This window comes from Corynebacterium ulcerans (genome assembly GCF_000767685.1).
Taxonomy (GTDB): Bacteria; Actinomycetota; Actinomycetes; order Mycobacteriales; family Mycobacteriaceae; genus Corynebacterium; species Corynebacterium ulcerans.
Genome location: NZ_CP009622.1, coordinates 749624 through 768630 on the forward strand (window position 1 = coordinate 749624; position 19007 = coordinate 768630).

At 52.6% G+C, this 19007-nt stretch carries 22 protein-coding genes; 14 read left to right on the forward strand and 8 right to left on the reverse strand.

Annotated features, from left to right (window positions below; all coding sequences use genetic code 11):
* Window positions 1-111 precede the first annotated feature (111 nt).
* Genes rpsR through rpmB form a run of 4 tightly spaced genes read right to left on the reverse strand, consistent with a single transcriptional unit; the run spans window position 112 to window position 1088 of the window.
* Window positions 112-360: a 30S ribosomal protein S18 gene (gene rpsR / locus CULFRC11_RS03475; RefSeq protein WP_013911083.1), complete on the reverse strand. Its 249-nt coding sequence runs from the start codon at window positions 358-360 to the stop codon at window positions 112-114.
* 14 nt (window positions 361-374) lie between these two features.
* Entirely contained in the window at window positions 375-680 is a 306-nt protein-coding gene (rpsN, locus tag CULFRC11_RS03480) for a 30S ribosomal protein S14 (protein WP_013911084.1), read from the reverse strand.
* A gap of 3 nt (window positions 681-683) precedes the next feature.
* On the reverse strand, window positions 684-848 hold the full coding sequence (rpmG, locus tag CULFRC11_RS03485; protein WP_003858439.1) for a 50S ribosomal protein L33: 165 nt from the start codon (window positions 846-848) through the stop codon (window positions 684-686).
* A gap of 3 nt (window positions 849-851) precedes the next feature.
* Window positions 852-1088: a 50S ribosomal protein L28 gene (gene rpmB, locus CULFRC11_RS03490; protein ID WP_013241513.1), complete on the reverse strand. Its 237-nt coding sequence runs from the start codon at window positions 1086-1088 to the stop codon at window positions 852-854.
* A 578-nt stretch (window positions 1089-1666) separates the two neighbouring features.
* Here rpmB and CULFRC11_RS03495 point away from each other — a divergent pair.
* The 7 genes from CULFRC11_RS03495 to CULFRC11_RS11005 all read left to right on the forward strand — a co-directional run bounded on the left by CULFRC11_RS03495 (window position 1667) and on the right by CULFRC11_RS11005 (window position 7090).
* Complete coding sequence (locus CULFRC11_RS03495) at window positions 1667-1933, forward strand: type B 50S ribosomal protein L31 (protein ID WP_013241514.1); 267 nt, start codon at window positions 1667-1669, stop codon at window positions 1931-1933.
* An 18-nt stretch (window positions 1934-1951) separates the two neighbouring features.
* On the forward strand, window positions 1952-2125 hold the full coding sequence (gene rpmF / locus CULFRC11_RS03500) for a 50S ribosomal protein L32 (RefSeq protein ID WP_013911085.1): 174 nt from the start codon (window positions 1952-1954) through the stop codon (window positions 2123-2125).
* 143 nt (window positions 2126-2268) lie between these two features.
* Entirely contained in the window at window positions 2269-2961 is a 693-nt protein-coding gene (locus CULFRC11_RS03505; RefSeq protein ID WP_013241516.1) for a response regulator transcription factor, read from the forward strand.
* A complete protein-coding gene (locus CULFRC11_RS03510) occupies window positions 2958-4502 on the forward strand; it encodes a HAMP domain-containing sensor histidine kinase (protein WP_038620434.1) in 1545 nt (514 codons plus the stop codon). Before CULFRC11_RS03505 ends, CULFRC11_RS03510 begins: the two co-directional genes overlap by 4 nt.
* Window positions 4503-4701: 199 nt before the next feature.
* Window positions 4702-6171, forward strand: a complete 1470-nt coding sequence (locus tag CULFRC11_RS03515) for a S1C family serine protease (protein WP_023635380.1) — start codon at window positions 4702-4704, stop codon at window positions 6169-6171.
* Window positions 6172-6268: 97 nt separating this feature from the next.
* Entirely contained in the window at window positions 6269-6868 is a 600-nt protein-coding gene (locus CULFRC11_RS03520) for a MogA/MoaB family molybdenum cofactor biosynthesis protein (protein WP_014836156.1), read from the forward strand.
* A 15-nt stretch (window positions 6869-6883) separates the two neighbouring features.
* Window positions 6884-7090 (forward strand): hypothetical protein, encoded by a 207-nt coding sequence (locus CULFRC11_RS11005; RefSeq protein WP_080669058.1) that lies wholly within the window; start codon window positions 6884-6886, stop codon window positions 7088-7090.
* A gap of 70 nt (window positions 7091-7160) precedes the next feature.
* Here CULFRC11_RS11005 and mscL read toward each other — a convergent pair whose 3' ends face one another.
* The 3 genes from mscL to CULFRC11_RS03535 form a co-directional block, all read right to left on the reverse strand.
* The gene (mscL, locus tag CULFRC11_RS03525) at window positions 7161-7574 is read right to left on the reverse strand and encodes a large conductance mechanosensitive channel protein MscL (protein ID WP_023635381.1); all 414 of its coding nucleotides are present in this window, start codon (window positions 7572-7574) and stop codon (window positions 7161-7163) included.
* Window positions 7575-7658: 84 nt separating this feature from the next.
* Window positions 7659-8411 (reverse strand): hypothetical protein, encoded by a 753-nt coding sequence (locus CULFRC11_RS11450; protein WP_023635382.1) that lies wholly within the window; start codon window positions 8409-8411, stop codon window positions 7659-7661.
* A gap of 15 nt (window positions 8412-8426) precedes the next feature.
* Window positions 8427-9035, reverse strand: coding sequence for a 5-formyltetrahydrofolate cyclo-ligase (locus tag CULFRC11_RS03535; RefSeq protein ID WP_031270141.1), 609 nt, complete (start codon window positions 9033-9035; stop codon window positions 8427-8429).
* A 130-nt stretch (window positions 9036-9165) separates the two neighbouring features.
* Between CULFRC11_RS03535 and CULFRC11_RS03540 the strand changes: the two genes are divergently transcribed.
* From CULFRC11_RS03540 to CULFRC11_RS03565, 6 genes are all read left to right on the forward strand, one after another.
* On the forward strand, window positions 9166-10095 hold the full coding sequence (locus CULFRC11_RS03540; protein ID WP_023635384.1) for a UTP--glucose-1-phosphate uridylyltransferase: 930 nt from the start codon (window positions 9166-9168) through the stop codon (window positions 10093-10095).
* Between the two features lie 255 nt (window positions 10096-10350).
* A complete protein-coding gene (gene glp / locus CULFRC11_RS03545; protein WP_013911094.1) occupies window positions 10351-11616 on the forward strand; it encodes a molybdotransferase-like divisome protein Glp in 1266 nt (421 codons plus the stop codon).
* Between the two features lie 19 nt (window positions 11617-11635).
* The gene (locus CULFRC11_RS03550; RefSeq protein ID WP_023635385.1) at window positions 11636-12352 is read left to right on the forward strand and encodes a GNAT family N-acetyltransferase; all 717 of its coding nucleotides are present in this window, start codon (window positions 11636-11638) and stop codon (window positions 12350-12352) included.
* A 161-nt stretch (window positions 12353-12513) separates the two neighbouring features.
* Window positions 12514-13692, forward strand: coding sequence for a divisome protein SepX/GlpR (gene sepX / locus CULFRC11_RS03555; RefSeq protein ID WP_031270144.1), 1179 nt, complete (start codon window positions 12514-12516; stop codon window positions 13690-13692).
* Window positions 13693-13716: 24 nt separating this feature from the next.
* The gene (locus CULFRC11_RS03560; RefSeq protein ID WP_023635387.1) at window positions 13717-14130 is read left to right on the forward strand and encodes a DoxX family protein; all 414 of its coding nucleotides are present in this window, start codon (window positions 13717-13719) and stop codon (window positions 14128-14130) included.
* Window positions 14117-14800 carry a zf-HC2 domain-containing protein gene (locus CULFRC11_RS03565; protein WP_023635388.1) on the forward strand — a complete coding sequence of 228 codons (684 nt, stop codon included), beginning with the start codon at window positions 14117-14119 and terminating at the stop codon, window positions 14798-14800. Before CULFRC11_RS03560 ends, CULFRC11_RS03565 begins: the two co-directional genes overlap by 14 nt.
* Window positions 14801-14858: 58 nt before the next feature.
* Here the strand turns inward: CULFRC11_RS03565 and CULFRC11_RS03570 are convergent, their stop codons facing one another.
* Entirely contained in the window at window positions 14859-16586 is a 1728-nt protein-coding gene (locus CULFRC11_RS03570; protein WP_023635389.1) for a protein O-mannosyltransferase, read from the reverse strand.
* A 396-nt stretch (window positions 16587-16982) separates the two neighbouring features.
* Here CULFRC11_RS03570 and CULFRC11_RS03575 point away from each other — a divergent pair, with 396 nt between their 5' ends.
* Window positions 16983-18974 (forward strand): BCCT family transporter, encoded by a 1992-nt coding sequence (locus tag CULFRC11_RS03575; protein ID WP_023635390.1) that lies wholly within the window; start codon window positions 16983-16985, stop codon window positions 18972-18974.
* Window positions 18975-19007: the final 33 nt, after the last annotated feature.

Below are 19007 nucleotides of genomic sequence, written 5' to 3' on the forward strand. Positions count from 1 at the left end.
GGTATTGTCTATACGACGAAGCGCCCATCCGAATACACGGACGGGCGCTTAGGCTGTCATCGCACTAGGGGAGAAAACCCCAGAGCGTGTTTGTTTGTTCTCCCAGTCGATTTAGCGGCTGGTGAACGGCAGGAGAGCCATCTCGCGGGCGTTCTTAACCGCAGTTGCAACCTGACGCTGCTGCTGCGGGGTAAGACCGGTCACGCGACGTGAACGGATCTTGTGGCGATCGGAGATGAACTGACGAAGGGTGTTGACGTCCTTGTAGTCCACCTTCTCGATGCCTGCGGCCTTGAGAGGGTTCTTCTTGGGGCGGCGGGACTGCTCCATCCGCGCCTTCTTCATGTTATTGCGCTTCATTGAAAACTCCCTGATTACCAGCTGGACTTACGGACGCCCGGAAGCTCACCGCGGTGAGCCATCTCGCGCATACGGACACGGGATACACCGAACTTACGGAGGAAGCCACGAGGGCGTCCATCGCGTGAGTCGCGGTTGCGGACGCGTGAAGGAGAAGCATCGCGAGGCTGACGATTCAGCTCGAACTGTGCATCCATACGGTCCTCATCAGAGGTGTTCGGGTTCTTGATGATTGCCTTGAGCTCGTTACGGCGCTCCGCGTAGCGGGCGACGATTTCCTTGCGCTGCTCGTTCTTGGCGATCTTGGACTTCTTAGCCATAGATTATCGCTCCTCGCGGAATTCGACGTGCTTGCGGACCACCGGATCGTACTTCATCAAAGAGATGCGATCGGGGTTGTTTCGCTTGTTCTTACGGGTGACATAGGTGTAACCGGTGCCAGCCGTAGACTTCAGCTTGATGATCGGACGGATATCGTTACGTGCCATCTTTTAGATCTTCTCCCCACGTGCGCGAATCTTTGCAACCACGGACTCAATGCCATCGCGGTCGATGACCTTCAGGCCCTTGGTGGAAACATTCAGGGTGATGGTACGGCCCTCAGAGGGCAGGTAGAACTTACGACGCTGCACGTTGGGGTTCCAACGGCGAGACGTGCGTCGGTGCGAGTGCGAGACCGACTTGCCGTAACCCGGCTTGCGTCCCGTAACCTGGCAAATAGCCGACATAGGTTTCTTTCTCCTAGCCGCCCACGTTCAACCTGCGGCTGCGCCGCTCCATGAGAAATGGGGCGCTGCCAGTGCTGACGGGGCGATAAACGAACAATTTCGACAACAGCAAGAGACAACCATACCGGTCTGGAGCTGAATTACCTAATTTCCTGCAGAGTAGGCAGCGTGAATCACATCTCTCGCGTATGAAGTGCTGTTTTGCGGGCTTCTTTTGTTTAGAGTGTGTTGCGCGATAAATGGCTTATATATATAACTGGTGTTCCGGCTAGCGGGATGGGGCCCTGGGGTTGCTGTGGGTTGTATTTTTTAACCAGTGTTGCCTATGTGAAAGATCTGTAGGGGATTGGCTCTGTACTGGCATAGCTCATGTTGGAAAATTTCCTATTTTTTGGTGGTAACGGGTACAGTGTTTCAAGTTGTCCTACTCCTTTGTGGAGATGGCCGATATCGCGAACCCAACTCAGGCACGATCCCTGCCGGGCGGGCTGTCATTGCAATGGGCAATGATGATGCCTTTGGCCAGTGAAGATGTAGGGAACCGACCTGAAGTTTCAATCCTGAGGGAATCGAGAGCTATGAAGAAAGACATTCATCCTGACTACCATCCGGTAGTTTTCCAAGATGCAGGTACTGGTCACCAGTTCCTGACTCGTTCGACCGCTTCAAGCGACCGTACGGTTGCTTGGGAAGATGGTAACGAGTACCCGCTGATCGTCGTAGACGTTACCAGCGAGTCCCACCCCTTCTGGACCGGTGCACAGCGTGTCATGGACACCGCTGGCCGCGTCGAGAAGTTCCAGCGTCGTTTCGGTGGCATGGCCCGCCGTAAAAAGAAGGCTTAAGAGGAGGGTTAGAGAAAAATGGCAGTACCAAAGCGTCGTATGTCCCGCGCAAACACACGCTCTCGTCGTTCCCAGTGGAAAGCTGATAACGTTGCTCTTCAGGAAGTGAAGATCGACGGCCAGACCGTACGTATTCCACGTCGTCTGGTAAAGGCAGCTCAGCTTGGTCTCGTTGAGGTTGAGCAGTTCTAGTAGAGCTGTTGGGTCAGTCTTTTGACCGCTTAGAGCCGACTCCAAGTTCCGGAAGTCGGCTCTTTTTGCATATATAAAGATTCACAGGTGGTTCTAGGTGAGGCTTAAGCATCACCCTAAGACGGAAAGGCACAATAGGACACATGAAAATTGTTGTGGTGGATGACGAACAAGCGGTTCGTGAATCCCTGCGTCGGTCGTTGTCCTTCAACGGGTACGACGTATTCCTCGCTGAAGATGGTGTTCAAGCTCTCGAAGTAATCGAGAAAGAACAACCAGAACTGGTCATTCTTGATGTCATGATGCCTCGGATGGACGGGCTTGAAGTTTGCCGCACTCTGCGCAGTGCAGGAGACGACCGTCCTATCTTGGTCCTCACCGCCCGGGACGGAGTCTCTGACCGCGTGGCTGGCCTTGACGCTGGAGCAGACGATTACCTTCCTAAGCCTTTTGCTTTGGAAGAATTGCTTGCGCGTGTTAGATCCCTACTACGTCGCGCAGCTGCTGACGCTGTCGGTGGCCCGAGCCAAGGGGAACTCACTTTTGATGACCTCAAACTGAACCCTGACACCAGGGACGTAACTCGCGGAGGGCGGCACATCAGCCTAACCCGTACCGAGTTTGCTCTGTTGCAGCTGTTGATGGCTAACGCACGTCGAGTTCTTAGCCGCTCCACAATCCTTGAAGAGGTATGGGGTTATGATTTCCCCACTTCAGGAAATGCCCTTGAGGTATACATCGGTTATCTGCGTCGCAAGACTGAATCTGAGGGCGAGCCTCGTCTGATTCACACCGTGCGCGGCGTTGGCTATGTTTTGAGGGATACTGCACCGTGATCCTTCGGCGCCCCGAATACGGCCTGGGGACCGATTCCTCAGGCGTTCTGGGCGTAGATGACCGTCCTAAGACTGTCACCGGAAGTGATACTCCGCTGAAGTGGCGGATCACTCTGCTCACGGCCTCCATGGTGGCGATCGCCGTTGGAATGATGATGATCGCTGCCTATTGGAGTGTGTCTGCGGCACTGCGGGGATCAGTAGATAACTCGTTGGACGCCAAGGCATCTGCGATGCTTGAACGCTCTACGGATCCTGCTTTCTTTAATTCCTTAGAAGCTGAAGTTGAACGGTTCAAGGATTACAATCCTGATACCCGCATTTCTATTTCTGCTCCAGGATGGACCCATGCTGTGGGCGATAATCTCCCTGTTCTTTCTGAAAAAGCACAGACAGAAGGTTATCGAGTAAGCACTGTGAGCGGAGAACGCGTACTGGTCAAGCGTTCTAATATAGGCGCAACGGTAATGCTAGCGCGAGACATGACGCAGACTAACCGAATGATCACGACGTTGGGCATTGCCCTGTTAGTTGTGGCAGGTCTTGGAGTACTCCTTGCCTTTGGCACGGGAGTAGTGGTGTCTTCGACTGTGTTTCGTCCGATTTCTCGGTTGCGCAATGCTGTTCGGTATATCACGGAAACGGATGATCTACGCCCGATTGAGGTCTCAGGTAACGATGAGATTGCACAGTTGGCCAACAATTTTAACGAAATGCTAGAAGCCTTACGGCGGTCAAGGCAACGGCAAACGGAGTTGGTTGCAGATGCTGGGCACGAACTGAAGACTCCGCTTACCTCCATGCGCACCAACATCGAATTATTGATGATGATGCAGAATTCGGATAACCACCGGATCTCTTTGGAAGATAAGCGAGCGCTTCAAGAAGACGTGATTGCTCAAATGGAGGAGCTTTCTACGCTCATCGGAGACTTGGTGGACTTGGCACGTCAAGACACACCAGAAAAAGCTTTGGAAGAAGTGGATCTGGTTGACGTTATCGATGCCTCGCTGGTGCGTGTTCGACGTCGACGTTCAGACGTTGAGTTCGAGATGTCCACGATTCCTTGGTATCTGGATGGTGATAGCTTCGCTTTGGGACGAGCCATTATTAACCTTCTGGATAACGCGGCTAAGTGGTCACCGAACGGTGGCACGGTACGTCTGAAGATGGAACAGCGTGACGCGCATACGGTGTGCATCATGGTTGCTGATTCTGGACCTGGAATACCTGTTGAAGATCGTGAGAAAGTATTTGACCGCTTCTATCGTTCAGTGCAGGCACGATCGACTCCTGGATCGGGACTTGGTCTAGCTATCGTCCAATCAACGATTGAGCGTCATGGTGGAACGATCGTTGCTGGAGAATCGGACGATGGCGGAGCGTTGATGACGGTCCTTCTCCCCGGATTCCCAGATGATGAAGAACTCTCTGAGTGCCGTAAACAGCTGATCCAATACTCGGGTAAAGTGCCGTCGACCCTGGAAGAAATGCGTCGGCTACGGCACACAAAACATTCAGAACGTCGGGGGAAATGCTGAAAATCGGTAAAACCTAAAGAAAAATGACGTGGCTTAGTAGGGCTTGGTGTAGAGCATCAAGTCCTACTGTCGTATTTTGGATACGATTTTTTTTCGATGTTCGAGGGATATTTTCTCACAGCCAACTCGCAGGATTTCTAGATTCTTTCACCAGATAGGTACCAGAGACAGCGCAGTTTATGGTTGCATAGTTATCACCATGACTAATCAATTTGGCACCGATAACACCAATAGCTTTGGCAAAGATTTCAACTCTGCAGCGAATAACAGTGAGCAGAGCCCTCAGCCTGGGCAGGATACTGGACAGAATAATAGTTACCAACATAATCCTTACGTTGGGAAAAACTCAGAGACTCCAGTGTCTGAGACCCGACAGTTTGATCAGGTTCAGAATCCTTATGCGATGAATACTTCTTCTACGGCTGAAGAGTCCGTTATGCAGGGGACTCCGTCACATGGCGTTGGGCCTCAAGAAGCGAATCCCACTTACACGCAGGGGACTTCGCAGCCACCCCAGCAGCAGATGCTGGATGGTGAGGCACTGGTCGCGGAGCAACCTGTTAAGGAGAAAAAGAAAATCGGATTGGGCGCTGCAACAGCGCTTGCACTGGTTGCAGCGGTAGCCGCCGGTTCTATTACAGGCGTGTATGCCTCAAAGGTGAGCACCAATAACACTAAGTCGACGGTTGTCGAATCACTGAAACAGCCTGTCGCAGATACAACAAACAAGACCGCTCCGGCAGGTTCGGTGCAATCGGTAGCTGCTAAGGTGTTGCCTTCCGTGGTGTCGATTACCGTTACAACAGAAACTGGATCCTCCGAAGGCTCGGGTTCCATCATTTCAGAAGACGGTTATGTCATGACCAATAACCACGTAGTGGCAGAAGCTAGCTCAGGCCGAGCAAAGGTTTCTGTGGCCATGAATGACGGCTCGACGCATGATGCTGAGTTTGTTGCTGGAGACCCGAATACAGATGTGGCTGTCATAAAAATTAAGGGAGCTTCAGGGCTGCCAGTGATGAATTTTGGTGATTCCAGCAAACTACAGGTAGGCCAACAGGTTGTTGCTATTGGTTCTCCTCTTGGATTGTCCGCGACGGTGACGTCGGGCATCGTATCGGCCCTGAACCGGCCTGTCCGTGCTGGCGGGTCTGAGACGGGGCAGTCTTCACTCATAGATGCAGTTCAAACTGATGCTGCGATCAACCCAGGTAATTCCGGTGGTCCTTTGGTGGATTCGGATGGAAATCAGATCGGTGTGAACTCTGTTATCGCTTCTTTAAGTCAGCGCCAGCCACAAGCGGGTGCGCCGCGGGCAGGTTCCATCGGGCTTGGTTTTGCTATCCCCTCTAATTTTGCACGACGCGTTGCCGCACAGTTGATTGAGACAGGCAAAGCCACACAGCCTATGATTGGCATCCAACTCGTCTCTAACGCTCGAGTGAAAGGCGCAGTTATCGCGGATGTGACGGAAGGTGATCCGGGCAGCAAAGCAGGTTTAAAGCCCGGCGAGATAATTACTAAGATCAATGGCCGCGTCGTGGATAGTGCCGACGCGCTTATCGCAGCAGTGCGCAGCAGCGATTTCGGTTCCACCGTTAAACTGACTGTTGTTAATGAAAACGGCGAGAATCCACGAACTGTAGACGTCACGTTGACTAGTGAGTAGTTTTAAAACAAGAGTCATGAGAGGACAATGCCTCGCCTCTTTCCCCTTAAAACGCTAGCTATCTGCGTTGAGTGTTTTTGCTGCAAGAAAGGCCATGATGAGCACATCTATTGACGGAATACCCACGCCGGAGCTCATTGATCGCGATATTTTAGATATCGGCGAGCCTGATGAGGAGTTTTTTCGTGCTCATGAGGCCGAAGAGACAGTGCTTTTCGACGCTCCCCGCCGCGCTCTAATAGTTCTAGTCAGCGACCACACGATTAGTTCGGGTGAGGATACTGATCGACTCCTTACGGAGTTGCTGACTGAAGCTACGTTTAGCGTCGATGGAGTAGTGGAGGTGAAATCAAAGGAATCACAGATCCGCAAGGCTATTGAGACTGGGGTGGTCGGTGGCGTCGATTTAGTGCTTACCGTGGGCGGTACTGGGGTGGGTCCTCGCGATAGAACGCCCGAAGCTACACGAGACGTATTGGACCAAAATGTTCCAGGTATTGCTCAAGCTTTACGTTCTTCTGGCTTGGCGTGTGGGGCAGTGGACGCCTGTGTGTCTCGTGGCATTTCTGGAGTATCGGGCTCTACAGTAATCGTGAATCTTGCACCTTCCCGCGCGGCGATTCGGGATGGTATGGCAACCCTGGCTCCTCTTGTTCATCACCTTATCGATCAGTTGCGTAGCTATTCTGTTGACTAGGTGGAAGAACTAATAATGACGACCAGGAAACGACGGCGGGTTTTTAAAGAGTCTTCGGCGAAAGATTACGATAGATCCGCAGACTCTGCGCCCCAGAACGTTAGTGTAGCCAGTAGCGCTGACGATGAGCGTTTTGTAGCACTGGATGGAGAGCCAATTCCTCCTAGCCATGCCGATGTATCTTTTTGGAAAGAACAAATGCCGCCGCATTATGGGGCGTAATAATGACAATAAAAGTGGAGCCGACCTGCTGAAGGTCGGCTCCACTTTTATGCGCGGTATTTAACCTCTTTTAGAGGGTACCGTTTCTCTGGTTCTTCAGGAGATCGCGGATTTCTTCAAGCAACTCTGCCTCGATGGAAGCAGGAGCTTCCTCTTCTTCCTGGATACCCTTGCGCTTAGCAGCCATCTCATTGAGCTTGTTCATAGGAGCAACCAGGATAAAGTACACAACGGCTGCAATGATGATGAAGTTAAGTGCTGCGGTAATGACGGCACCGAAGTCCAAGAAAGTGGCTTCATTGCCGGAGCGGATGTGGAAACCGAGACCGGAAACATCTGCACCACCGAGGGAAGCAATCAGAGGGTTGATGAGGTGGTTGGTGAATGCGGTAACGATTGCGGTAAAAGCGGTACCAATAACGACGGCGACTGCCAGCTCGACTACGTTTCCGCGGAGAATGAAGTCTTTAAAACCTTTGAGCATAATTCCTCTTTTCAAAACTTGACTCTGCTCAGGCTAATGGAAATACCGATAGTGTTCTAGCGCATATGCTTGATGGAAACTCTTTTACCGGGTTTGGGTTCGAGTTCCGGTGATAATAACTGACATGGGCTTTAGCAATGTTGCTGCTGCGACTAGCTGGGCCTCAGGTTTTGGAAAAGCGATAAGAGCGCTGTGTTCACGATTCGTTTGCTTATCTGGCCCTGATTCCGGGACGAATATTACTAATCCACCTGCAGCTACTACGGAATCAGAGTCGGGTGTGGACTCGGACGTAATGAGGTCTACGCGGTCTCCTGGGTGCAATAGGCGGCTGAGATTCGGCTGAGCAAGCCGAACAGGCACTAAGTTAAGTGCCTCTCCCTGATCTTTTGCTGTGCTATTTATCACACTGGCTATGTCTTGGGAGGGTGGTAAAAAGTCGGTCTGCACCGCAATTGCGCCGCGTGGACGTGCGGAAATGGCAATTCTGCGAGTGCTTTTCTCCGGGCCTAAAGGAAAAATATCCGGGGGTGGTGTGGGTGCAGTGTGTGATGGGTTGGAATTTGATTGGTGTGAAACTTGTGCGGATTCCGCTGGCGTTAATGCGTTCTCGGGGAGGAAGCGCGTGGGAATGGACATGGGTTGGAGGTCTTTGTGTTCAATAAGATCGCCCAGATGAATATCCCGGCTGTAGCGAAACACCGTTGTGTGAGGTTCATGGTGTTGGCGCACTGTTATGGCAGCGGCAAGCAGGCAGAGGATACCTGCAAAGAAACGGCGTAAAAGTATGCTCCGTCGAAAACTCGGAGTGCGCAATGTCGTCAAAAAGGATGTCATGTCCTATTTGACTGTTTATCGGTGGGTGCTGGTTCCTGAGGGGGTGATGATGAAGTCGGTGAGTGCGTCGTGGGCTTCATAAGGGATAGTGGGGTCTATCTCCGAATCGAAGAGGAGGAGAACGGTGGGGGTGTGGGAGCCTTCTAACGCTCGATCGTAATAACCAGCGCCTTTTCCGATCCGTATTCCCTCAGGAGTAGCTCCGAGGGCTGGAACCACGATGAGATCCAACGTGGGCAGCACATCGCGGCTAGGGCGATACGGTCCCGCAGGCTCGAGAATGCCAAAAGCTCCGGGTTTGAGTGAGTCTGGATGCGTGTAGAGGCCCCATTCCAAGATTCCTTGAGGTCGTGAGACTGGTAGCCATAGGGACATGCCGAGAAGAGAAAGGGTCGGGACTAGGTCAGTGCCGCCTGGTTCCTGAGGGTCTGCGCAGTAGGCAGCAACCTTTGTAGCATCGAGCTTCTTTATTAAAGCGGTGAGGTGCTTCATGATTGTGTGGTTAAAACTTGCCAGTTGCGAGGGCTGGAGTTGCTGACGTGCGCGGGATAGCTCCCGGCGTTTTTGTTGTTTTAGGGAAGCAAGCTCTTGTGCTTTGTAAGCATCGAACTGTCCAGCTGACATGGGATACATGCTAGCGCAGAGGCGTCGAGAAGCTATACGCTTTTGGCAAAACAGTGAGAATGCAAAGAAACTTCTTTATCTCAGGTGGCGGAACTGGGGAGAACTAAGCGCCGGATGTACTCTTGTCTGCATGAAGCAGCCTCAAGAAGCTCAAGACAGTACGCGCGCCGCGGTAAAGACTGTCATCGTTCCTGCTGCTGGCATGGGAACGAGATTCCTTCCGGCCACAAAAACGGTTCCTAAAGAGCTGTTGCCAGTGGTGGATACTCCAGGCATTGAACTGATTGCAGAAGAAGCAGCTCAGTTGGGTGCGACTCGACTCGCAGTGATTACAGCTCCTAATAAACAGGAAGTTATGGAGCACTTTAAGCGATTCCCCGTGCTTGAAGAGACCCTGCAAAGTCGGGGAAAAACGGAACAATATGAGAAAGTGGTCCACGCCTCTGAACTTATTGCTCCGGTATCTGTAGTGCAGGAAAAACCACTTGGCCTCGGGCACGCCGTCGGTTTGGCGGAATCAGTCCTTGATCCGGATGAAGATGCCGTAGCCGTCATGCTTCCCGATGACCTCGTGCTCCCGCGTGGCGTTGTGGAAAAGATGGTTGAGGTACGAGAACAACTAGGCGGATCTGTCCTGTGCGCCTTTGAAGTTCCGGAGGAAGAAGTCTATAACTACGGTGTTTTTGAGATTGATGAGAGCACATACGAGGGGCCTTATCACGTCAAAAAAGTCAAAGGAATGGTGGAGAAACCTTCTGTAGATGAAGCACCCTCAAATTTTGTAGCGACTGGTCGCTATCTGCTGGACCGGGCTATTTTCGACGCCCTACGCAGGATTAAGCCAGGCGCTGGCGGTGAATTGCAGCTCACGGATGCCATCGATTTGCTTATCGACGAAGGCCATCCCGTACACATCCTCGTGCACGATGGAAAGCGACATGACCTTGGTAATCCTGGTGGATATATACCGGCTGTCGTTGACTTTGGGCTGAGCGACCCAGTGTATGGTCCCCACTTAAAAAAGGCTCTCCGAAAGATCCTGGAAGAACACGGCGCCTAACCTATCGGGTAAAACCGTGCTGTTGACGGAAAACTGATTGCCTGAGCGAAGAAGCACGTTGAGGCAATCAGTACGACTTCTTAAGTCAGCGTCAACTAAAGTTGTAAGGATGTAAAAGAATATTCCGGCTAGCTTTGAGCTTTCGCACTTAAGATATGGTGAAACGCTACGTCTGCGGTAAAGAATTGCGCATGCGTAGTTTGACGGCCACATGGTATGGGGAATATTTGCAAGTCACGGTGCTAAGGAGTAGATGTGCGCACAGTTGAGCAGCAGCTAGCCCTCGTCACGGAGGCCGCAGTTGCGCCTGAGCCGGTGCGAATTGCTATCGCTGAGGCCTTGGGACTCATGTGCGCCGAGGAAGTGCAAGCAACTCGGGCGCTACCCAACTTCAACCAAGCAGCTATCGATGGTTATGCGGTGCGTGCCGTGGATGTCGGTGGTGAGCGCGGCCTTGGCAGAGCCCCAGAGCCCAGGCCAGTGCCCACGGAAACGTCCCTTCCTGTGGTTGGTGAAGTAGCCGCAGGCTCGCAGCGTCCGCTACGCCTACAACCCAAACAAGCAGTGCGAGTACATACGGGCGCACCACTTCCTACGCTTTCGGATGCCGTGATCCCATTAGAATGGACTGATCGCGGACGAAAGCGAATGATTGCGAATCGACCTGTGCGTTCGGGGGAATTTGTACGCAAAGTGGGCGACGATATCCGCCCCGGAGACGTAGCCGTAAGCTCTGGTGCGATCCTTGGCCCAGCTCATATCGGTCTTCTAGCTGCCGTCGGACGCTCTAAGGTGCTCGTTTATCCGCGCCCCCGCATGTCGGTTATTTCTGTGGGTCATGAACTTGTAGATATCGATAGAGAACCTAGTCTCGGCCAGGTCTTTGATGTCAACTCGTATGCACTTGCCGCTGCAGGGCGTGATGCAGGTGCCGACGTACACCGCGTGGGCATTGCAGCAGGGGAGCCTCGACGACTACGTGACATCGTGGAGTCTCACATGATGCGCAGCGAGATCATCGTGATCTCGGGTGCAGTTGGCGGATCCGGGGCAGAAGAAATACGCAGGGTTCTCAGTGACTTAGGTGATATTGATACGACGCGAGTGGCTATGCACCCAGGTTCTGTTCAGGGGTTTGGACTGCTCGGTGATCATCAGATTCCAGTATTCCTTTTGCCCAGTAACACCGTCTCTGCACTCGTGATTTTTGAGATGTTTATCCGTCCGGTGGTGCGGTTGAGCCTAGGCAAGCGGAATGCTCAGCGTCGGACAGTGAAGGCGCGCGCGTTGAACTATGTGGGCTCAAAGCTTGGGCGCAGAGGGTTCATCAGGGCACGCCTCATGCGTGACGCAGAAACGCAAGACTATCTGGTAGAAGGTCTCGGTGGCGCCGATGGTACTCCTGCGCATCTGCTTGCAGGATTGTCTGAGGCTAACGCCATGATCAAGATTCCAGAAGGCGCAGCCGACGTGAGGCCTGGCGATATCGTTGAAGTCATCTTTCTTTCTCAGAACCGCTAAGAAATAGCAGAACCCGCACATGTCCTTTTTGCTTAACCGCTTTGGGCGCCAGCCCCGTCCAGCGCGCGGCCCCGTCGACCCAGTGCATCCCGGCTGGGGCGAATACACAGAGACTCTTATACTTCCCGGCACTTCTGCGACTCAAGAAAAGTCAGTGCGGCTTCGACCATTGCAGCTTAGCGACGGCGCTTCCTGGCGCATGATGCGACTTTCCGATCGAGAGATCCTTGAGCCGGTAGAACCTACAGTTGTGGACTCGTGGGAAACCGCGCATTCGTCGCGCATGTGGCGGAGTTTTTTCTTCTCTATAAGGCAGCTTGCGGATATGGGTAACGCAGTACCTTTTGCGATCGAGCTTGAGGGAAAATTTGTGGGACAGCTTACGCTAGGCGGGATTCAGTACGGTGCTATTTCTGAATGCTGGATAGGTTACTGGGTCCATAGCTCCTACGCGGGGCAAGGAATCGCCACTGCAGCATGCGGTTTGGGAGTGGATCACGCTTTTAAACGAGTGGGTCTGCATAGGGTGACGGCTACTTTCTTGCCGGAAAATGTGGCTTCTCGCAAAATTCTTGAGGCTAATGGCTTCAGAGAAGAAGGATATCTGCAACGCAACCTGCATATTTTTGGGGAGTGGCGCGATCACTTTCTTGTCGCTCTCACTGATGATGAATTTCATCAGGATGCGGTTACCCGCCTGATGAACAAACGTGGTTACCGGCGCGCCTCCTCCTAGCGGCTAGATAAAGCGATACTCTGAAGGACTACAAGTTGAACGTGGGCTTACTTTGATCTGCGATCATCCTTTTGGTCGCTCCCTCTATCGTTGTGTACTACGCGCAGGGTAGAGAATGGCCTATCGCTGCACATCGTCCAACTCATCGAAAGGCAAACCCCGTGTCCGGAACCGTGGTCATCGTCCTCATCGTCTTGGTGTGGTTGTTTGTGCTGGCACCGTGGCTGCTCCGCGGCCAAAAACCCATTAGAAAGGCCGGCGAGGCCTTCGACGACACCCGAGTGGTGTACGAGGGGGGAAGCGAAGAGCTACAGGGGCGACGCCGTCCCCGCGTAAAGTCCAGCGACGTGCGAGCGCATCATTTTGACTCCCACGAGGATGAAGAAAAGTACGAACTCGTTCAAGTGGATGACGTCGAGGATGCCTTGATCGACGAACCCTCCGATAAGACGCTGGGTTCTATTTTTACTAACGCTGCCGGGAAATTTTCTTCCAAGCAGAACAAGACGCATGCAGCGATCGTGGACGGCGAGTTGGTCAAAGAAATTCCAGCCGCAGATGATTCTGCTGTAGCGCCGGCAGATGAGGCGGAAGAAGCCATAGAGGATGCTGATACTGCAGCTGGCTTAGCCAGCGAAGTCGCAGAAACCTCTGAGGGCTTTGAGGATGAGAACGAGCGCTACGAGATCGATGACTCCTATTATTCTCCTGACGATCTCATGTACCCGACGGAGACGCCACAGTCTGCTCCTGCTCCCGTGGACGTGGAGGATGAGGAATACCTGCTCGTTGAGCACGATACTGCGGAGACTTTCGCGGATTCCGAGGACTACTTGGTAGCTGGCGATTCTGAGCTGACTGAGGAAGAAATACAGTTTGCTGCTCATAGAAGTGCCCGCGGCGGATGGGACCCACAAGCTGATGCACGTAAACGTGCTGATCTCTATCAGAGGCGACGCCGCACCATAGGAGGCCTGGGAGTCGCCCTGGTATTGGCGTTGGTCCTTTCTGTCTCAGTAGGAGGGTGGGCATGGGCCGCTACTGCGGTGGTTGTTGCGCTCACTTCCTTCTACCTTTGGGCGTTGCGGCAGCAAGTCAGGGCTGAGCAGCGTTTGAGGCAACGGCGTATTCGACAGTTGCGTAGGGCACGTCTAGGTGTTCGGAACGTGGCTGATGAGGAACTGGGTATACCACACCGTCTGCGTCGCCCGGGAGCTGTTGTACTAGAAATCGATGATGACAGCCCAGATTTTGAATTCCTTGAGAGCATTCGCTCGCCCCTTAATGATTCCGATCCTTCGGGACTCAATCATTATGAGCAACCGCGCCGCGTAAGCTAATTTGACCCCAAAGGCACTCTGGTAATGGATCAACCGATAGTTAGAGATATAGCTCTTTTACTGCTAAGACTCGTGCTAGGACTCGTTTTTGTAGCCCATGGCTTTGACAAGTTTTTCCGCACAGGGATTGTAGAGACAACAGGGCAATTTAGCGCGGCCGGGGTGCCACAGCCTAAGTTATCTGCCTATCTCACCGCGGTCAGCGAGTTGGTGGGTGGCTCACTATTGGTCGTGGGTATGTTGACCACTTTTGTGGCGGGTGCCCTGGCTTTGCTGGTGTGCGCTGCTCTTTATTTTGTTCATCTCACCGAGGGGCTCTTTGTTGTAAACAACGGGATAGAGTATCCGCTCGTCATGGTTGTGGCGCTGTTTATGATTGTCGTCTTTGGCGCTGGACGCGCAAGTCTTGATGGGGTTTTGACCCGTGCTGACCTGTGATCAAGTGCAAGCGGCGCTGTCCGCTAGGCTCGATGGCGAACCCACTGGGATCGACGATGACGTTATCGATGCACATCTATCTACGTGCTTAGAATGCCGTGCGTTCTATGAGGAAGCTGCTCGCTTTAATCGTTCGCTCGCTTTCGGGGATGCGACAGAACGAGAGAGTGCCCCTGACTTATCTGAAGCCATTCTGGCTGGTGTAGAGCCTATGTGGCGCCAACAAGCCGCGACGAGAGCCTGGAACTTAGCTTTAGCGCGAGTTGCCATGGTGCTAGTAGGCGTGGGCTGGGCCGCATGGGCAATAGTGTTGCTTGTCCAATCAGGAGCACATGCTAACGATGCATTAGGGCAGATCGATGCCGTGCATGAAAGACTCTTGTCGGAGGCTGCCGCTACCCGCTGTGCCTTAGCTTTTGGTCTTTTCTTTGCAGCATGGCAGCCGCGTATCACAGGAGGGCTGCTACCATTATTCGGTGCATTATGGACTTTTAGCTTTGGATTGAGCGCTAAAGAGCTAATACTTGGCGAGCTTTCTGGTTCTTCTGCGTTGCAGCTGGGGCTTCTTTTCTTGTCCGTGCTGTGTTTGTTGTGGTCATGGTTATCGCATAAAGGCTGGGCGATAGTCTCACAGGGGATACGATCGCTCACGGCTTCGCCGCATTCCTAAAAAGGAAGACCACCCGTACTCCTACTGGTAGTAGGAGTACGGGTGGTCTTTTATTGTCTTATCGCCAGCTGTTTAACCACATGATCTGGTTAAAGTAGCTGTCAGAGATGCGGATTCCGTAGATGATAGGGGAGAAATAGCAGAACATAGCTACGGCGAGGGCTAAGTAAAGAATTACTGTGAGTGACCCGACCGTGAGGTGGGGGATGCCGATGCGTTGTAGCTTTCTCCACTGAAGCTCGGCGCCTCGACCATAGACCGTACCCAAAGTAAGAGAAATGATAACGATGGTAAAAGGCACGAGCGCTGTGGCGTAGAAGAAATACATTTGTCGGTCATAGCTTGCTACCCATGGGAGGAACCCCGCTTGGAACGCCACAAAAGGAATGAGGAAGCGCAGATCTTTGTGGATCACCATGCGCCAGAGAGCCCAGCATAAAATCGGCACCGTCAGCCACCAAATTACAGGCGTTCCAAAAAGATAGATCATCCGACGACATGTGTTTTCTCCACACTGAATATTTGTGGAGGAGTAATACAAAATCGGGCGTGTTGCCGCGAGCCAGGACCAGGGTTTGGAATCCCAAGGGTGGCTGTGTCCGTTGGATGTGGTGAGCGAGGCATGGAACGCCAGGACGCTCTGGTGGTAATACAACCACCCTGCGATGGCTTCAGGAAGATGGTGAAGCCAGCTCGACGTCTCTATGGTGCCATCAGTAGCAGCGTGTCTGTACACAGAAGTTTCGGATGCAAACCAGGCCCTCCAGCTCCACACGTATAGCGCTACGGGAACTATGACCAGCGATAGGAAAGAGGGGATGGCGTCGAAAAGCGTAGCTTCGCTCCAGGGGTGACGCACCCCGTAGCGGCGGCGTCGAAAAGCATCGAGGATAACTATCATGACACCAAAGAAAGCCATGTAGTACAGGCCGGACCACTTTACTGATAGCGCACAGCCTAGGAAGACGCCTGTGGCGAACCGCCACCAGCGAAACCCCGACCGGACTCCAGGTTCGGTGAGCAACCCTGCAGACCAGGCTTGATACATGCGATCTTCCATTTGCTGATGATCGCGAATCAGCGCCCAGGCAGCGGCCACGATAAAGAGAACCTGGATGATGTCGAGCATTCCAAAACGTGAGGTGACAACGAGCACACCGTCCACAACTGCAAGGAGGCCTGCGCAAAAAGCGACAAAAGGAGAGCCGCTCAACTGCCGAGCGATAGCCATAGTGAGAAGTACCACAGCGGTGCCACAGAGCGCAGGGATGAGGCGCCAGCCCAGGGGTGAGTAACCAAAAAGCCATTCGCCGATAGCTATCAGTTGCTTTGCTAACGGGGGATGCACTACGAGCCCGTAACCGGGGTTCGACTCGATGCCACCAGTGATGGGGTTAATCCAAGATTCCACTATGTCCCAGGCCTGGGGCACGTAGTGTTTCTCATCAAACACCGGGGTATGGGAAGCAGTGGCGGTAGTGATTCCTAAAAAACGTGTCACCAAGGCTAAAACAGCAATGATGAGCGTTGAGATCGTATCGATCCTTCTCCAACGATATCTGCGCCGCGGAGAGGGAGCGGGAAAATGCGTAAACCTGCCGGGAAAAAGAGCTTTTCGACGTTGCCTCGGAGGCATTGAACCAGTTGTTATCGGTGGATCGCTATCGAGCACTCCTGTGGCAGTCGCATCGTGTTGACAGCCCGTATCGTCGTGTGGAGAAGTTCCTGACGGAGGATGCGGTGCTGCAGAGTCGCGATCATCTGCATGATTTCTAGGAGAGGTCACGGGGACATTCTATTGCGCATGGGTAACAGAACTAAAGGTCGCCTGTTCATCCCAGTCTGGGATCGTGTCAGGTTCATGCCAATAACTAAGGGGTGGGAAAGTAGGAGAACTGGTATGAACTTCTTGGGATTATGGCTGTGCCCATGAGAAAAGAAGTGTTGGGTGGTCCCCAAAAAAACGACCGGGTTTGCCCGGAAAACGGGCTTTTCTTAGAGCCGGCAAGAATTGTTACCATTTTGTAATTTGTGAAAATGTCATAACCGCTGTTTTTTAGGTGTCTTGCTGGGGCTTTGTAGTGGTGCGGAGAGAGGCCCTTTGAGGCCTATCGTTCGCGTAAGTCCGGGTATTACGGCCCTATGCATTTGATTCGAAAAATTTAACAGACATGATGGATATATGACCGATTCCGAACATTTTGATCCAAAGGATAGCGCTGTTGATCACAGCAGCGCACAGGGTTCTGCGAGTACTTTGGCGCAGAGTCCTGATCCAGAGGAGACATCAGGTGCTTCGGTGGATCACTCAGATTCATCCATCACTGCTGATTCTTCCGACCAAAACCACAACGTCACGAATCCAACAACAGAAGAGGTTGGGCGTGGTAGCGGAAAGGATAACGAGTCGAACTCCGCAGGCGCTACTAGTGCGACCGCACAGTTAGCAGCGATGATCTCGGGTGAAGACAAAATCAGCGCGGCCTCGAACCTACCCGAAGAAAAAATCACATTTGAGGGAGAAGATTCTGAGGCCCGAATTGACTGGAAGGTCACCATCCCGGCCTTTGTCATCGTCCTTGCCGTGGTGCTGTGGGGCATCTTTGGCACCTCAAGCTTTTCCACCTTTGCCAGTGACGCGCTGAGCTTTGTTGTGAGCGACTTTGGCTGGGCCTTCATTTTCTTCACCACAGTTTTCCTTGTTTTTGCCATAGTGATTGCAGTCAGCAACTTTGGCACGATCAAACTAGGGCGTAACGACGAAGCCCCAGAATTCTCTACCGTTTCATGGATAGCCATGATGTTTGCAGCGGGTATGGGAATCGGTCTGATGTTCTATGGCGCTTCGGAGCCTTTGGGCAATTACCTCAACGGTGTTCCCAACCATGAGCCGCGCCACGTGGGGCACGCTATGAGCACCACGTTGCTGCACTGGACTCTGCATCCTTGGGCCATCTACGGCATTTTTGGTCTGGCGATTGCTTATAGCACGTTCCGACTAGGCCGTAGGCAGCTGTTGAGCTCTGCCTTCACCCCGTTGATTGGTGAAAAAGGAGCAAAGGGCTGGGTTGGAAGAATCGTAGATATTTTGGCGATTATCGCCACGATCTTTGGTACAGCCTGCTCTCTAGGAATTGGTGCTACACAGATTAGCGCTGGTCTAGACGCCGCGGGCGTGATCACTAATCCTGGTATGAGCACCATTATCGCTATTGTCTCCGTGCTTACCTTGGCATATTTGCTCTCTGCGATGTCTGGCGTAGGCAAGGGCATCCAATATATTTCCAACACAAATATGGTGTTGGCAGCCTTAGTAGCACTTTTTGTATTCGTACTGGGGCCAACGGTTACTATTCTTAACCTTATTCCTGGATCGATCGGTGCTTATCTATCTAATTTCTTTGAGATGATTGGGCGCACTGCAGAATCCGCCGACGGTACAGCAGGAGAATGGCTAGGATCTTGGACCATCTTCTACTGGTCCTGGTGGATTTCATGGAGCCCGTTTGTGGGAATGTTCTTGGCTCGTATTTCTCGCGGACGCACGATTCGTGAGTTCATTTTTGGCGTCACGCTCATCCCATCTGCGGTGTCCATCGTCTGGTTTGCCATTTTTGGTGGCACAGCTATTCACATGGAGCAGCAGGGTAAATCCATCTATGGTGACGGCTCTGCGGAATATCAACTTTTTGACCTACTGCATTCTCTTCCAGGCGGTCAGATCGCCGGAATAATTGCAGTGATCTTGTTGGCAACCTTCTTTATTACTTCTGCAGATTCCGCGTCTACCGTTATGGGGTCCATGAGTCAGAGCGGACAGACCGATGCCAATAAGTATGTATCTGCTGCCTGGGGCATTTTGGTCGCATTGATCGGAATGACTATGTTGATCACCGGTGGCGACGATGTGTTGAGCAATCTGCAAAACATTACGATTATCGCTGCTAGCCCGTTCCTGATCGTCATAGTGTTGCTTATGTTTGCGATCCTCAAAGATTTGCGCAACGATGAAATCTACCTTGATTATCGTGAACAGCAGCGGTTTGCTTCGCGCCTTGCCCGCGAGCGTCGAATTCACCTTGAGCATGAGAAGAAACGACGTGCACAAGTGAAACGCAAGGTGCGCCATGATAAAAAGCGCACACCTGCTGCCAAAGCCTCCAAAACCTCGTAAAACCCATTGTGCAGGGGGCGGCATGAACGATAG

Coding starts and splice junctions, on each gene's coding strand:
- CULFRC11_RS03550 (WP_023635385.1), top strand. CDS start 11,636: ATGTCCTTTTTGCTTAACCGCTTTGGGCGCCAGCCCCGTCCAGCGCGC.
- rpmB (WP_013241513.1), bottom strand. CDS start 1,088: ATGTCGGCTATTTGCCAGGTTACGGGACGCAAGCCGGGTTACGGCAAG.
- mscL (WP_023635381.1), bottom strand. CDS start 7,574: ATGCTCAAAGGTTTTAAAGACTTCATTCTCCGCGGAAACGTAGTCGAG.
- CULFRC11_RS03575 (WP_023635390.1), top strand. CDS start 16,983: ATGACCGATTCCGAACATTTTGATCCAAAGGATAGCGCTGTTGATCAC.
- CULFRC11_RS03540 (WP_023635384.1), top strand. CDS start 9,166: ATGAAGCAGCCTCAAGAAGCTCAAGACAGTACGCGCGCCGCGGTAAAG.
- CULFRC11_RS11450 (WP_023635382.1), bottom strand. CDS start 8,411: ATGACATCCTTTTTGACGACATTGCGCACTCCGAGTTTTCGACGGAGC.
- CULFRC11_RS03535 (WP_031270141.1), bottom strand. CDS start 9,035: ATGTCAGCTGGACAGTTCGATGCTTACAAAGCACAAGAGCTTGCTTCC.
- rpmG (WP_003858439.1), bottom strand. CDS start 848: ATGGCACGTAACGATATCCGTCCGATCATCAAGCTGAAGTCTACGGCT.
- CULFRC11_RS11005 (WP_080669058.1), top strand. CDS start 6,884: ATGACGACCAGGAAACGACGGCGGGTTTTTAAAGAGTCTTCGGCGAAA.
- CULFRC11_RS03515 (WP_023635380.1), top strand. CDS start 4,702: ATGACTAATCAATTTGGCACCGATAACACCAATAGCTTTGGCAAAGAT.
- rpmF (WP_013911085.1), top strand. CDS start 1,952: ATGGCAGTACCAAAGCGTCGTATGTCCCGCGCAAACACACGCTCTCGT.
- CULFRC11_RS03520 (WP_014836156.1), top strand. CDS start 6,269: ATGAGCACATCTATTGACGGAATACCCACGCCGGAGCTCATTGATCGC.
- CULFRC11_RS03560 (WP_023635387.1), top strand. CDS start 13,717: ATGGATCAACCGATAGTTAGAGATATAGCTCTTTTACTGCTAAGACTC.
- rpsR (WP_013911083.1), bottom strand. CDS start 360: ATGAAGCGCAATAACATGAAGAAGGCGCGGATGGAGCAGTCCCGCCGC.
- CULFRC11_RS03495 (WP_013241514.1), top strand. CDS start 1,667: ATGAAGAAAGACATTCATCCTGACTACCATCCGGTAGTTTTCCAAGAT.
- rpsN (WP_013911084.1), bottom strand. CDS start 680: ATGGCTAAGAAGTCCAAGATCGCCAAGAACGAGCAGCGCAAGGAAATC.
- CULFRC11_RS03505 (WP_013241516.1), top strand. CDS start 2,269: ATGAAAATTGTTGTGGTGGATGACGAACAAGCGGTTCGTGAATCCCTG.